The organism is Spiractinospora alimapuensis (genome assembly GCF_018437505.1).
Taxonomy (GTDB): domain Bacteria; phylum Actinomycetota; class Actinomycetes; order Streptosporangiales; family Streptosporangiaceae; genus Spiractinospora; species Spiractinospora alimapuensis.
Map to the genome: position 1 here is coordinate 488,706 of NZ_CP072467.1, position 12,694 is coordinate 501,399.

The following is a 12,694-nucleotide window of genomic DNA, read 5'->3' on the forward strand; positions in this document are numbered from 1 at the left end:
AGACAACGAAACCCGCGTGTTCCCCCTCATCGCCAGTGAACACGCGGGCCTCTTCCCGCAAGGAGAACTGTGGTGCAGAACTTCCGGGGATGGTCCCGGCCGCCGGCCGGCGGGCTGGTGACGTCGGGGCTCATGCTGAGCATGCTCGCCGCGACAGCGGCCCCCGCCGCCGCCGACACCGAAGGTCCCGAGATCATGGGCTTCGGACCCGACAACGTCATCGTGCTGATCGGTGACGGCATGGGCTACAACCACGTCGACGCCGCCAGCCTCTACGAGAACGGCACGTCCTACAGCCAGGTCTCGGTGGGGGTGGACCCCGAGGACGACTCCGACGGCTCCACCATGCCCAGCCCTCCGTCGCGTGAGGGGTCACGGCCGTTCGCGGCTGGGGACGTCGAGCGTGAGCCCTCCGAGCCCAACAACGTCTACGAAGAGTTCCCCGTGCAGTTGGGCATGGCCACCTACAACGTCGATGGCGGCTACTCCTCGGATGACGCGTGGGGGGACTTCGACTGGGTCAAGGATGGTGCGACCGACTCCGCCGCGGCGGGTACGGCCCTGGCGACGGGGGTGCACACCAACAACGGCGCCATCGGCCTCGACCCGGAGGGCGACCCGGTGCGCAACCTCACCGAGCGTGCCCAGGAGACGGACCGGGCCAGTGGAGTCGTGACGAGCGTCCAGTTCAGCCACGCCACCCCCGCCTCGTTCGTGGCGCACAACGCGAGTCGGAACAACTACCACTCCATCGCGCGCGAAATGCTCACCGAGCACGAGATCGACGTCGTGATGGGGGCGGGGCACCCCTACTTCGACGACGACGGCGAAGCGGTGGAGGAACCGGCGTTCGACTACATCGACGAGCGGACGTATGAGTCGGTGACGTCCGGAGACTTGGGTTTCGAGACGGTCGAGGAGGCGGACGACTTCGCCGACCTCGCCCAGGCGCAGAACCCGCCCGAGCGGGTGTTCGGCCTGGCCCAGGCCGCCACGACGCTCCAGTACGACCGCAGCGGACCGGACCGTGACTCGGAAGGCAACCCCATCGACGGGGCCGAGCCGTACACGGCGCCGGACAACGAGAACGTGCCCAGCCTGTCGGACATGACGGCCGGGGCGCTCAACGTCCTCGACAACGCCTCCGACGAGGGAATGTTCCTCATGGTCGAGGGTGGGGCCATCGACTGGGCGGGCCACGGGAACGAGATGGGCCGCCTCATCGAGGAACAGATCGCCTTCAATGAGGCGGTGGACACCGTGGTCGACTGGGTCGAGCAGGAGAGCAGTTGGCAGGAGACCCTGGTCGTGGTCACGGCGGACCACGAGACGGGGTATCTCGCCGGCCCCGGAGCCGGAGACGCCTGGACCCCCATGACCGGCGAGTCCGGTTCACTGCCGGAGCACTCCTGGCACAGCGGGGACCACACCAACTCCCTCGTCCCGCTCTACGCCTCCGGCCCCGGAGCCTCACGCATCGAGCACTACTCCACCCACGACGACGCCGTGCGCGGCGCCTACCTGGAGCACACCGACGTCGCCAACGCGATCTTCGACTTCTGGGGCTACGAGTAGATTCCCAACAAACGTGTGGGCCTGGTCAGACCAGGCCCACACTCGTTTTCATCGCGGGGTCAGGACTCGAGCCCGTGACGACCCCACGCGGCCAGAATTGAACATCCACGACCGCCAGATGACGCCCGGTCTTGCCGTCAAACTGCTGTCACACGCACGAGGCCCGGTTCACGAACTTCCGTGAACCGGGCCTCGACCTGCACTTATCTCGTAGCGGGGGCAGGATTTGAACCTGCGACCTTTGGGTTATGAGCCCAACGAGCTACCGAACTGCTCCACCCCGCGTCGGTGTGTTGTCTTAACTCTAACGCACGTGCGGGGTGGTCGTGACATGGAAGCTAGGAGGTGACGCAGACCTGGCCGCGGTCCTTCTTCACGGGGTTGCCGTGGCCGGGGCGGATGTCGTCCTCGAAGATCTCGGTGGGCAGGTAAAGGGAGCAGCAGGCGTTCGGGATGTCCACAACACCGCTGACGCGGCCTTCTATGGGTGCGGTGCCGAGGATCAGGTAGGCCTGCTCGCCGGTGTAGCCCCACTTCTTGAGGTACTCGATGGCGTTGAGGCAGGCGTTGCGGTAGGCCTCGGTGGCGTCCATGTAGAGGTTGGTGTTGTCCCGGTGGTCGACGGAGATCCCGATGAAGGACAGGAACTCGGAGTAGCGGGGTTCCACGCGGCCGGGGAAGAAGACGGGGTTGCGGTGCACGCCGTAGGTGTCCATGCCGTTCTTGATGACCTCGACGCGCAGGTCGATGAAGCCGCCCATCTCGATCGCGCCGCAGAAGTTGATCTCGCCGTCGCCCTGGCTGAAGTGCAGGTCGCCCATTGACAGCAACGCGCCGGGGACGTGGACGGGATAGAAGACGCGGGCGCCGCGGGTGAGGTTCTTGATGTCGTGGTTGCCGCCGTTCTCGCGTGGCGGCACGGTGCGGGCGCCGTCGGCGGCGACGCGCTGGGCGGCGTCCCCCACGGCGCGCCCCGGGAGGGTTCCGTTCTCCAGGGGCGGCAGAGCCAGCGGTGGCACCCGTGTGGGGTTGGTGGCGATCAGGTCCCGCTCGCGGCCGTTCCAGGAGGCGAGCAGCTCGGCCGAGGGGGCCACGCCCATCAGGCCCGGGTGGGTGATGCCGGTGAACCGAACACCGGGCACGTGTCGGGAGGTCGTCTCCTGTCCGTGGAAGTCCCAGATCGCCTTGTAGGCCTCGGGATAGTAGTCGGTGAGGAAACCGCCGCCGTTGACCTTGGAGAAGATCCCGCTGTATCCCCAACCCTGGCCGCAGACGGGCCCCTCCTGTTGGGGGATGGGACCCAGGTCCAGGATGTCGACGACGAGCAGGTCACCGGGCTCGGCACCCTCCACAGCGATCGGTCCGCTGAGCATGTGGCACCGGTCGAGGTCCACGTCGCGGACGTCGTTGGCGGAGTCGTTGTTGCCGATCTGACCGTCGGTCCACTCCCGACACTCCACCCGGAACTCCTGTCCGGAGCGGGCGGTGGCGGCGGGCGGGATCTCCGGGTGCCACCGGTTGTGGCCCGCGACGCGTTGCTGGGCCATGGTGGTCGACGGGTCGTGACTGAACAGGACCTCGGGCATGGGTGTTCTCGCTTCCGCGTTAGGACGGTTCTCGGTTCATTTCTGGGTTTCGCACTGGGGAGAACCACAGTGCGCCGACGGCGGCCACTCCGAGCAGAAGCAGCACGAGGGCCGTCGCGGGCGTGTCCGGCCACAGGCCGACGACGAGGAGCGCGCCGGGGAAGGCCGCGGTGACGGTGCCGGTGACGATGGCGAACCAGCCCGTGAAGGGGGCGAGGCCGCTGTTGCCGCGCCCCAGGACGAGGAAGAAGAGGAACCACAGGACGGCCCAGTACAGCCAGATCACGGTGAAGGGCCAGTCGCCGGCCAGTACCGCGGACTGCAGCGACATGGCGATCGCGCTGAGCGCCACGAACAGCGAGAACCATCCCAGCCCGCGCGGGTCCCAGTCGGTGATCGCGTTGATCCCGACCCAGAGGTAGGTGAACCCGAAGAGGTACAGCGGGGCGGCCTCCAGAACCGACGCGGTGTCGCCGTTCTGGATGAGGAGGACCGTGGGGCCGACGACCTGGAGGGTTCCGACGAAGAGGTTGAGGGGGGCGGCGGCGCGGGGGCTGATGGTGCCCAGCAGCATCAGCCCGTTGACCACGAGAACGGCGCCGACGTAGAAGAGGCCGGTGGCGACCATGGCCGCCGCCTAGGGGCGAGGGAGCATCGCGTGGCGGGGGTCTGTTGGCGCGGCTGGGGCGCTCACGGTGGGTGCGGACCGGACGACGGCGGGGTTCTCCGCGCTCGCCTGCGCCCGTTCGATCGCGCCGTGGCTGGCGCGACGCGCCCCGCCCAGCATCGGGGCGGTGAACGCCCGCCGCGCGTCCTGGCCGCAGTGGCAGGACGCGCGCGGCGCGGCGTCACCCATCGCCGCGGCGTGTGTGGTTTCGTGCCCCTCGGGACACCGGTAGAGGTAATCGACCATGACCATCTCCTTTCAGTTGAAAATGAATCAAATGAAAGGAAAAGTCAAGCAGGTTCGGTGATCTTCTCCGGGGTGTGTCAGAGTCGGGTGATGATGTCGAAGGACGTGCCCTCGGCGTTGGCCAGGTAGACGGGCTGGCGTACGTGGGCGCGGGATATCTGCATGGTCCCGCGCGGGCCGTCGTAGCCGACCTGATCGCCCACCGCGGCCAGCCGTTCGGCCTGGATGGTGCCCGCGCGGCGCGCCAGTGCGCTGAGGGCCATGATCCCCTCGAAGCAGGACTCCGCCATGTTGTTGAGGGCGGGCGCGGTGGGGCCGTGCATCCGCGCGTAGGCGGAGGTGAGGTCCATGGCCGAGGCCGTCGCCAGGGACCGGAAGTAGGCGGCGGCCACGAACAACCCGCTGGTCGACTCCGGGCCGCTGCCGAGGAGCATGTTCTCCTCCATCAGCGGACTGAGGCGGCGGATGGAGTCGTGCAGCCCCCACGCGGCGAACTCGCGGTTGAAGTGCACGGCGTCCTGACCCACGAGGAGCATCAGGACCGTGTCGGGGCGGCTGCGGGAGATCCGTGTGAGCACCGACCGGAAGTCGTGGGTGCCCAGGGGGACGAAGCTCTCCCCCACCAGCCGAACCCCCAGCCGCTGGGCGTAGGAGCGAACGGCCCGCGCGGTTCCCCTCGGCCAGACGTAGTCGTCGCCGACGAGGAAGATCCGGCGCATACCGAGTTCCGCCCGCATCCACCGCAGCGCCGGCGCGATCTGGTCGGGAGGGGTCTCCCCGGAGCAGAAGACGCCGTTGGCGCTCTCCCCTCCCTCGTACAGGGAGGTGTAGACGTAGGGGACGTGCCCGGTCACGACCGGAACCAGGTGTTGGCGCACCTGGGAGATGTGCCAACCCGTGACGGCGTGGATCGCGCCCGACCGGACCAGGGAGCTCACCGTGGCGGCCACCTCGGACGGAGGGGCACCGCCGTCGATGACGACGGGACGGACCGCGCGACCCAGGACCCCACCGTCGGCGTTGACCTCCGCGACCGCGACCTCGGTCACCGCCTCACAGGAGGGGCCGAAGATCCCCGCGGGGCCGCGCAGTGGGATCACCACGCCGACGGGAAAGTCGGCGTCGGTGCGGGACGGTTCGTGCGTGGGGCAGCGACAGTCCACGTCCGCTTCCTTCCGTTCGCGACCACCAAGATGGCGACCCGCGTGTCCCGGGCGCGCGCCGGGATGCTAGGTTCTCGCCGGTTGGAATCTTCTCGGACGGAAATACTGTGATCAAGAGCGAGTGCAGAGGGGGACGATGAGCCAGCAGACCGTGACGTCCCCGGTCGATCCCCTCGTCCTGCGACACGTCGCCGCCGAGCTGGATCGGCGGGCGGAGCGCGTGGTGCGGGAGTTCGGCCTGACCGTCGACCAGTGGCGCATGCTGGAGATGCTGAGCACTCGGGACGCTCCGACGATGTCCGCCCTGGCGACGGTTCTCGGTCTCACCGGTGCGACGACCACGCGGATCGCGGACCGGCTCGCCACCCAGGCCCTCGCCTACCGTGACGCCGACGCCGGAGACCGCCGCAGGGTCGTGCTCCGACCCTCCCGCCGCGGCCTCGCCCTGTACGAGCGGCTCGCCGCCGAGGTGCACACCGCCCAGGACGACGTGCTGGCGCCGTTGGACGAGGCGGAGCGGCGCACCCTGACCCGTCTGTTGCGTCGGGTCGCCAGTGGCCCCACCTCAGGCGTGGGCGAGACGGCGGGCCCGGAGGAGGCCGTGTCCTAGGAGCCCGGTCGCGGCGACGATGGTCCCGAACATCACGACCGTCATGCTCCCCAGGGACGCCTCTCCGTGGGCGGTCATCCCGGCGAGCGCCGACAGCCCGCCGCCCAGGGCGAACTGGACCGACCCCAACAGCGCGGACGCGCTACCGGCGCGGGACTGCGGCTGACTCGACAGGGCGATGGTCGTCGCGTTCGGCGAGATGAAGCCCGTACTGAACATCATGGCGAGCAGCGCCACGGAGACACTCAGCAGCCCTCCCCCGCTCACCGTGATGGCGGCGAGCGCCACGACGCTGACGAGCGCGCCGACCAGGCCGCCCAACAGGAGCCGCGACATGGGGATCCGGTTGATCAACGCCGCGTTGACCTGGGTTCCCAGCACCATGGCGATCGTGTTCACCGCGAAGATCAGGCTGTACTGCTGCGGCGTCGCTCCGAGCTCCGTCTGGGAGACGAAGGAGAACGACGCGACGTAGGTGAAGGTCATCGAGAAGCTGAGCGCCAGCGTGAGTGCCGGGACCACGAACCGCGCGTCGCGCAGGAGGTCCAGGAACACGCGGCTGGCCGCACCGAGCCGCAGGGGTTGCCGCTGGGCTCTGGGCAGGGACTCCGGCAAAACGAACGCGACCAGTCCGGCCGAGACCAGCCCCGCGACACCCAACACCACGAAGGAGAGCTGCCACGGGCCGACCAGCAGGAGCTGGGCCCCGAGGATCGGTCCCAGCATGGGGGCGAGCCCCACGAGGAGGATCAGACGGGAGAAGAACCGCGCGGCCCGCTCCCCGGTGAAGAGGTCCCGCACGATGGCCCGCGACACCACGGCACCGGCCGCGCCGGAGAGGCCCTGCAGGAAGCGGAGCAGGATCAGGGTGTCGGCGTCGGTGGCGACGACCGACAGGAACGAGGTGAGCGCAAAGATCGAGCTGCCGACGAGGAGCGGCATGCGTCGCCCCACCGCGTCGCTCATCGGCCCGATCACCAGTTGGCCGAGCGCGATGCCGACCATGATCGCGGTCAGGGTGAGTTGGATCTGGGACTGCGGCGCCCCGAGGTCGGTGGCGATCTCGGGGAACGCGGGAAGGTAGAGGTCGGTCGCCAACGGACCCACCGCCGTCAACATGCCCAGCACGAACACGAGGAAGGCCACCGAGCGCCGCTTGGGCGCGGGTGTCTCCTCGGACCGCTGGTGCTGGTGCTGGCGTTGCCGAGGCGGTGCGGGTCGGGTGAGGACGTGCGTCATCAACGCTCCGAATCCGGGGTGCGTGGAAGTGGAAGAGATACGGACGCGCGCTTGGGGCTCCGCATACTCGACGTGCAACACCACGACCCGGGCAGACAGTCCGAACATTCCCGTTATCTCGCCGTGATCTGAATTACGTCGAGGGACGCGGCTGACCAGGGCGGTCGAGCGTGACGCGGGTCATTGACCTCCCTCCCCCACGCGCTTGACCTCAACCGGACTTGATGTTGAAGGCTCAAGGCACGACACGGAGTGGGAACGAAGGCGGTGGAGTCGATGCGCGCGATTCGCGTGAGGGAGTTCGGCTGGCCGGGAAACCTGGTCAGCGAGCTGGTGAGCGATCCGGTGCCCGGGCCCGACCAGGCGCTCATCGACGTGTCCTTCGCCAACGTGATGTACGTGGACACACTCCTGCGGGCCGGACGGTGCGACGACCTCCTCGACGTCCGCCCGCCCTACGTACCGGGCAGCGGCGTCGCGGGAACGGTGCGCCGAATCGGCGCCCACGTCGCGCCGGAATGGCTGGGTCGGGACGTCATCGCCGACATCGGGATCGGTGGCTACGCCGAGCGCGCCGTCGCCCCGGAGAGCTCACTGATCGAGATCCCACCGGGATGCCGCACGAGTCGGCCCTCGCGGTCCTCTCCGACGGCGCCACGGCGTGCTGGGCCAGCGACACCGCGGCGTTCCGCGCCGGCGAGTGGGTCCTCGTCACGGCGGCCTGCGGCGGCGCGGGCAGTCTGGTGGTCCAGTTGGCCCGTGCCGCCGGCACCCGTGTGGTGGGCGCCGCGTCGGGACGGCTGAAGCTGGACCGGGTCCGCGCGCTGGGCGCGGAGGCCGTCGTCGACTACTCCCAAGCGGGCTGGGCCGACCGGGTTCGAGACGTCACCGACGGCGCGGGAGCCTCGGTCGTCGTCGACGGAACCGGCGGTCGGCTGGCCGAGATCGCCTACTCGACCCTCGCCGACGGCGGGACCTTCGTGTCCTACGGAGTCTGCGACGGACCGGCCGTCGACGTCGACGAGCGGGAGGCGGCGGCGCGCGGGATCGGCATGCGTCGACTCGTCGGGTGCGCGGCGCCGCGCGACGACGAACAACGCCTGACCCGCCGCGCCCTGGACCTCGTGCGACGCGGGGAGCTCACGCCGCTGATCGCGCTCACCATTCCGCTGGACCGCGCCGTCGACGCGCACATCCTCCTCGAGCAGCGCGCCGCCGCGGGAAAGGTGCTGTTGGTGGTCGGCGGGTGAGGGGCCCTTCAGTACAGGGCGCGCACGTCGATGTCCACGGCGAAGGGGACGGAGAGGCGGAGCCGGCCGCGTTCGATGCCAGTGGCGACGTACTGGCCGGTGGTGTCGTCGAGCTCGTAGACGTGCACCACCGGCCTCGCGTTCTCCTCTTCGACCCGCCAGAAGTGCCGGATCCCCGCCTTGGCGTACTTCAGTGGTTTGGTCTCGCGGTCACGTTCCTCCGACTCCGGGGAGACGATCTCCACGACCAGCAGGACGTCCTCGGGCAGGAGATAGGTCCGGCTCGCGTCCCGCACCGGCTCGTGGAACACCACAACGTCCGGCTCCGGGCGTTGCCGATGGCCCAGCTTGATCGTCATCTCCGGCTCGACACGCACGCCGGGAGGGGCCGCCGCATCGAGCGCGGCCCCCAAGCGCATCATCACCCGGGCGTGGAAGGACCGCTGGACCCACCGCACCACGAGCACCCCGTCGAGGAGTTCGACATGGCGGGGAGCCGCCCCGGGGAGGTGGTCGAGGTCGTCGGCCGTCCATCCTCCGGGTGGTGCGGCGAGCCAGTTCGGCAGCGACGCCGCCGGTTCGGGGGCTGGTCCTGTGGAACTGGACAACGCCATGGGCCTCCGGACAGCTCGGACGACGCGGGTACCGCGACCCTAACTCACGTCGCCCGAGCGCCGTCGCGCCTTCGTTGGGCCTGGAGGCCGGTCCGATCGACCGTCAGATCGGCCAGGTCTCCTCGCGCCAGGCGGCGTCCCAGAACATCCACTCGTAGGTGGTGGCCCGCAGGAACGCCTCGCGCATGCGGGAGACGGTGAAGTCGTCGGCGCGGTCGGCCAGCCGGTCGGCGATCGTCTTGACCTGTTCGGTGGCCTTGGCGAAGTCCTCGTCGGCGTAGGTGGCGATCCAGTCCGCGTAGGGATGGCCGGTGAGGTCACCGGCCTTGGCCATGAGGCGGTCGCCGACGTCGCAGTACACCCAGAAGCACGGCAGCACGCCCGCCACGAGTTCGGCGTAGCCCTGGGTCTGGGCCAGGGACAGAACGTAGGACGTGTAGGCGTTGCAGGTCGGTGAGGGCTGGAGGTCCTCGGCGACCGCGCCGACGTTGCCCTCGTGCAGGGAGCTCTCCACGACGATGGCGTCGTGGGCGGCCTTGGCGAAGAACGCGATCTCGTCGGAGTGGTCGGCCTTCGAGGCCGCGGCGGCCAGCGCGCGGCCGAATCCCCGGAGGTAGAGGGCGTCCTGCGTCATGTAGTACTCGAACTTCCGCCGTGGCAGGGTCCCGTCCCCCAGCCCCTTGACGAACGGCAGGTCGTCCATCGCGTCCCGTGTGGCCTTCGTGGCGTGCCACACCTCAGCGCAAAACCCCATTGCGGCGGTCCCTTCGCTAGCGTGATCTAGATCAGGTTCGACGGGTGTTCTCTCAGCGCCAACCGCGGTCGAGTGGTCGCGATCGGCGCACCCCGCGCCCGTTTTGTCCGACCCTATCGGCCGGACCGGTCCCGATCAGGAGGGGGTCAGCTCGCGGAGCTGGCGCGAGACGTAGGCGAGTTTCTCGGGGTTGGCCACGTTGAGGACGTGGGTCACCTCGCCGTCGAGGAACGTGAACTGCTGCACCAACAGGGCGGCGCCGTCGGCGAGGGTGAGGAGTCCGTGGGCTCCGTTGATCTCGGCGGCGGTGGCCACGGCGACGGACCGTCCCTCGGGCGAGAAGGTCAGAGCCAGAGCGTCCGCGAAGGGAGCCGTCGTGACCGCGTAGCCGCGGGTCTCGGCGAGACGGATGAAGCCGGCGAGGAACCGGGTGACACGATCCGCGCCGACCACCGGGCGCCGTCCGGCCGTGACCTGCCCACCGCCGTCGGAGGTGGCGACCACGTCGTCGGCGAGCCGCTTCTCGAACGCCGACAGGCTTCCGCCGTTGGCCGCGTCCAGGAAGAGCGCCACGATGTCCCGGGAGTCCTGGTCCGAGGGGGCGAACCGGCGCCGGTCCCCCGCCAGTCGCTCCCTGGCCCGACGCAGGAGCTGCCGGGAACTCGCCTCCGTACCGCCCAGGATCGACGCGATCTCCTGGTGCGTGTGTCCGAAGGCCTCCCGGAGCACGAACACGGCGCGTTCGCTCGGGGTGAGCCGTTCCAGGAGGGCGAGAAAGCCCAGTGAGACCGATTCTCGTCGCTCCGCGGTCTCCTGCGGATCCAGCACGCCCGACACGACGGGCCCGGTGAGCACGGGCTCGGGCAGCCAGGGCCCCACGTAGACCTCGCGGCGGGCACGGGCCGAGGTCAGTCGGGTACGACACGCGTTCATCAGCACCGTCGTCAACCACGCCGCCGGATTGTCGACGGCCTCCTTCTCAGCCGCGTGCCAGCGAAGGTAGGTGTCCTGCACCACGTCCTCGGCCTCCACCGCCGAGCCGAGCATTCGGTAGGCGAGGGAGAGGAGTCGGGCACGGTGCGACTCGAACTCGTGGACGGACGGGTGCTCGGCGGCCATGACATCAGCATCGCACGACCCTGGGTGGTGGCCGAAGCGGTGTCGGCCACCACCCACACGACCTAGGTGGTCGGTACCGCGGCCTCCGCCTCCAGCCGACGGACGTGCGGAATCACCTCCGCCAGCGCGTCCCGGAACGGCCCGTGGGTACTGAAGTAACCGAACCCGAACGTGTCCCGCAGATCCAGCAGCTTCCGGGCGTTCTCCTCGGGGGAGCCGACCAGAACGTAGGGGTTCTCCAACACTTTCTCCGCGGTGTCCAGCCCGGTCGCACCGAAGCGATCCGCCAGGTCCGCGGCTGAGGCCTCGGCGTCGTCCGTGGTGAACACTGCCTGCAGCAGCACGTTGTACTCCAGCGACTCCGCCCGCGTGCCGGACCGCTGCCGGACGTACTCCACTCGTTGCCGCGTCTGCTCGTAGGAGGCGAGCAGGAACGTGCCCGGCGGCTTGCCCGGGGCGTGGATCGCTCCGCTGAAGCCGATGATGTTGGCGTGCCGCGCCGCCACGTCCAGCGCCCGGTTGCCGTGACCGCCGATCAGCAACGGTGGGTGGGGTACCTGGCGTGGCAGCGGTGACTGTCCGTCCTGCGCGAAGAGCCGATCCAGCTCCGCGATCGTGTGCTCGAGGTGGTCCATGCGCTCGGCGTGCGACGGCCACGGAATCCCCGCGGCGTCGAACTCCGACTTCATGTGCCCCGCGCCCAACCCCAGTTCGAGTCGTCCCCCCGACAACCGGTCCACGGTCGCCGCCTCGCGGGCGAGCATCGCCGGGTTCCAGAACGCCGTGTTCACCACGAGCGTTCCCAGCCGCACCGTGTTCGTGACCTCCGCGGCTGTGGCCAGCATGGCGAACGGTGACCCGACGCCAAGGTGGTCCGCGGTGTGCACGACGTCGAATCCCAGACGCTCACTGTCCCGGCAGAAAGTCCGCCAGTCCTCAACGTCGACTCCTCCGAAGTTGACTCCAAACCGCAGCTTCGTCATGACCCCGATTCAACCCGGGAGGGGAACGGCGCGCTACCCGTCTCGCTGGTTTCGGTCCCTGGTTCTCCTCTGAGCTAACACCCATGGCACGCCCTCCATACTTGCGGTATGGAGGAATTGCGGACGGAGGCCAAGACAGCGGTGCGGCTCGAGACCTGGGACGCGCTGCGCGACGCGGGCGCCGCGCGCTTTCCTGGGGTGAAGGGGCGTATCCCGAACTTCGTGGGCGCCGAGCGAGCCGCCGAACGGCTCGCCACGTTACCGGAGTGGGCGGCCGCGCGGGTCGTGAAAGCCAATCCCGACTCCCCACAGTGGCCGGTGCGTACACGGGGCGTCGCCGAGGGAAAGCGTCTGTTCATGGCGGTCCCCCGTCTCGCCGGCGACGCGCCGTTCCTGCTGTTGGAGGAGGATCGGCTACACGTCGCACCCCGCACGGCCACGTCGATCAAGGGCTCCGCCGTGCACGCCACCCCGACGCCCCTGGACACGGTGGACCGGATCGACCTCATCGTCTGCGGCACCGTCGCGGTCGACCCCGACGGTCGACGCGTCGGTAAGGGCGGCGGGTTCTCCGACCTGGAGTTCGGCCTGCTCACCGAGGTGGGGTTGGTCGACGAGCACACCGTCATCGCCACCACGGTGCACCCGACGCAGGTGCTGGAGGGACCGCTGCCCGAGACCGAGCACGATTTCCGGGTCGACCTGATCGTCACGCCCGAGGAGGTGATTCGTACGCCCGCGCCCAAGCGGCCCGCGGGGATCCTCCGCAACCACCTCACGTTGGAGAAGATCGAGGAGATTCCCCCGCTGCGGCGGCTCCTGGCGGAACGGGACGCCACGGCGTGAAGCCCCAAAAACCGGTCGCTCGTGGGAAGGGGACGATGCGAC

At 69.4% G+C, this 12,694-nt stretch carries 13 protein-coding genes, 1 tRNA gene, 1 pseudogene and 1 riboswitch; of the genes and pseudogenes, 5 read left to right on the plus strand and 10 right to left on the minus strand.

Annotation, left to right across the window (positions count from 1 at the left end):
• Nucleotides 1-69: 69 nt before the first annotated feature.
• Nucleotides 70-1,575, plus strand: coding sequence for an alkaline phosphatase (locus J4H86_RS02150; protein WP_236541530.1), 1,506 nt, complete (start codon nucleotides 70-72; stop codon nucleotides 1,573-1,575).
• Between the two features lie 211 nt (nucleotides 1,576-1,786).
• Here J4H86_RS02150 and J4H86_RS02155 read toward each other — a convergent pair.
• From J4H86_RS02155 to J4H86_RS02175, 5 genes are all read right to left on the minus strand, one after another.
• Nucleotides 1,787-1,860 (minus strand) — tRNA-Met (locus J4H86_RS02155).
• Between the two features lie 53 nt (nucleotides 1,861-1,913).
• Nucleotides 1,914-3,161 (minus strand): formamidase, encoded by a 1,248-nt coding sequence (gene fmdA, locus J4H86_RS02160; protein ID WP_236541531.1) that lies wholly within the window; start codon nucleotides 3,159-3,161, stop codon nucleotides 1,914-1,916.
• A gap of 19 nt (nucleotides 3,162-3,180) precedes the next feature.
• The gene (locus J4H86_RS02165; protein ID WP_236541533.1) at nucleotides 3,181-3,789 is read right to left on the minus strand and encodes an AmiS/UreI family transporter; all 609 of its coding nucleotides are present in this window, start codon (nucleotides 3,787-3,789) and stop codon (nucleotides 3,181-3,183) included.
• A 9-nt stretch (nucleotides 3,790-3,798) separates the two neighbouring features.
• Nucleotides 3,799-4,074, minus strand: coding sequence for an FmdB family zinc ribbon protein (locus J4H86_RS02170; RefSeq protein WP_236541534.1), 276 nt, complete (start codon nucleotides 4,072-4,074; stop codon nucleotides 3,799-3,801).
• Nucleotides 4,075-4,151: 77 nt separating this feature from the next.
• Nucleotides 4,152-5,237, minus strand: coding sequence for a substrate-binding domain-containing protein (locus J4H86_RS02175; RefSeq protein ID WP_236541535.1), 1,086 nt, complete (start codon nucleotides 5,235-5,237; stop codon nucleotides 4,152-4,154).
• 136 nt (nucleotides 5,238-5,373) lie between these two features.
• Between J4H86_RS02175 and J4H86_RS02180 the strand changes: the two genes are divergently transcribed.
• Nucleotides 5,374-5,847 carry a MarR family transcriptional regulator gene (locus J4H86_RS02180; RefSeq protein ID WP_236541536.1) on the plus strand — a complete coding sequence of 158 codons (474 nt, stop codon included), beginning with the start codon at nucleotides 5,374-5,376 and terminating at the stop codon, nucleotides 5,845-5,847.
• Here the strand turns inward: J4H86_RS02180 and J4H86_RS02185 are convergent.
• On the minus strand, nucleotides 5,803-7,086 hold the full coding sequence (locus tag J4H86_RS02185; RefSeq protein ID WP_236541538.1) for a multidrug effflux MFS transporter: 1,284 nt from the start codon (nucleotides 7,084-7,086) through the stop codon (nucleotides 5,803-5,805). The two genes, J4H86_RS02180 and J4H86_RS02185, sit on opposite strands and share 45 nt — an antisense overlap.
• A gap of 393 nt (nucleotides 7,087-7,479) precedes the next feature.
• Here J4H86_RS02185 and J4H86_RS27560 point away from each other — a divergent pair.
• Both J4H86_RS27560 and J4H86_RS02190 read left to right on the plus strand, forming a co-directional pair.
• Nucleotides 7,480-7,635 (plus strand): annotated as a pseudogene (locus tag J4H86_RS27560) (NADPH:quinone reductase); the annotation flags it as partial.
• Between the two features lie 65 nt (nucleotides 7,636-7,700).
• The gene (locus tag J4H86_RS02190; RefSeq protein ID WP_330932479.1) at nucleotides 7,701-8,336 is read left to right on the plus strand and encodes a zinc-binding dehydrogenase; all 636 of its coding nucleotides are present in this window, start codon (nucleotides 7,701-7,703) and stop codon (nucleotides 8,334-8,336) included.
• 8 nt (nucleotides 8,337-8,344) lie between these two features.
• Here the strand turns inward: J4H86_RS02190 and J4H86_RS02195 are convergent, their stop codons facing one another.
• The 4 genes from J4H86_RS02195 to J4H86_RS02210 form a co-directional block, all read right to left on the minus strand.
• Entirely contained in the window at nucleotides 8,345-8,950 is a 606-nt protein-coding gene (locus J4H86_RS02195) for a Uma2 family endonuclease (RefSeq protein ID WP_236541540.1), read from the minus strand.
• 103 nt (nucleotides 8,951-9,053) lie between these two features.
• Nucleotides 9,054-9,704, minus strand: coding sequence for a thiaminase II (tenA, locus tag J4H86_RS02200; RefSeq protein ID WP_236541542.1), 651 nt, complete (start codon nucleotides 9,702-9,704; stop codon nucleotides 9,054-9,056).
• Nucleotides 9,695-9,809: riboswitch (TPP riboswitch) on the minus strand. Its footprint overlaps the gene before it by 10 nt.
• Before the next feature lie 30 nt (nucleotides 9,810-9,839).
• Nucleotides 9,840-10,823, minus strand: coding sequence for an RNA polymerase sigma factor SigJ (sigJ, locus tag J4H86_RS02205; RefSeq protein WP_236541544.1), 984 nt, complete (start codon nucleotides 10,821-10,823; stop codon nucleotides 9,840-9,842).
• 62 nt (nucleotides 10,824-10,885) lie between these two features.
• Nucleotides 10,886-11,806: a TIGR03621 family F420-dependent LLM class oxidoreductase gene (locus J4H86_RS02210; RefSeq protein ID WP_236541545.1), complete on the minus strand. Its 921-nt coding sequence runs from the start codon at nucleotides 11,804-11,806 to the stop codon at nucleotides 10,886-10,888.
• A 108-nt stretch (nucleotides 11,807-11,914) separates the two neighbouring features.
• On the opposite strand from J4H86_RS02210, the gene J4H86_RS02215 reads away from it, so the two are divergent.
• Nucleotides 11,915-12,652, plus strand: coding sequence for a 5-formyltetrahydrofolate cyclo-ligase (locus J4H86_RS02215; protein WP_236541547.1), 738 nt, complete (start codon nucleotides 11,915-11,917; stop codon nucleotides 12,650-12,652).
• Nucleotides 12,653-12,694: the final 42 nt, after the last annotated feature.

Bases quoted from the DNA above. Each gene is read 5' to 3' on its own strand.
- fmdA (WP_236541531.1), bottom strand. From the start codon at position 3,161: ATGCCCGAGGTCCTGTTCAGTCACGACCCGTCGACCACCATGGCCCAG.
- J4H86_RS02165 (WP_236541533.1), bottom strand. From the start codon at position 3,789: ATGGTCGCCACCGGCCTCTTCTACGTCGGCGCCGTTCTCGTGGTCAAC.
- J4H86_RS02170 (WP_236541534.1), bottom strand. From the start codon at position 4,074: ATGGTCGATTACCTCTACCGGTGTCCCGAGGGGCACGAAACCACACAC.
- J4H86_RS02180 (WP_236541536.1), top strand. From the start codon at position 5,374: ATGAGCCAGCAGACCGTGACGTCCCCGGTCGATCCCCTCGTCCTGCGA.
- J4H86_RS02185 (WP_236541538.1), bottom strand. From the start codon at position 7,086: ATGACGCACGTCCTCACCCGACCCGCACCGCCTCGGCAACGCCAGCAC.
- J4H86_RS02190 (WP_330932479.1), top strand. From the start codon at position 7,701: ATGCCGCACGAGTCGGCCCTCGCGGTCCTCTCCGACGGCGCCACGGCG.
- J4H86_RS02195 (WP_236541540.1), bottom strand. From the start codon at position 8,950: ATGGCGTTGTCCAGTTCCACAGGACCAGCCCCCGAACCGGCGGCGTCG.
- tenA (WP_236541542.1), bottom strand. From the start codon at position 9,704: ATGGGGTTTTGCGCTGAGGTGTGGCACGCCACGAAGGCCACACGGGAC.
- sigJ (WP_236541544.1), bottom strand. From the start codon at position 10,823: ATGGCCGCCGAGCACCCGTCCGTCCACGAGTTCGAGTCGCACCGTGCC.
- J4H86_RS02210 (WP_236541545.1), bottom strand. From the start codon at position 11,806: ATGACGAAGCTGCGGTTTGGAGTCAACTTCGGAGGAGTCGACGTTGAG.
- J4H86_RS02215 (WP_236541547.1), top strand. From the start codon at position 11,915: ATGGAGGAATTGCGGACGGAGGCCAAGACAGCGGTGCGGCTCGAGACC.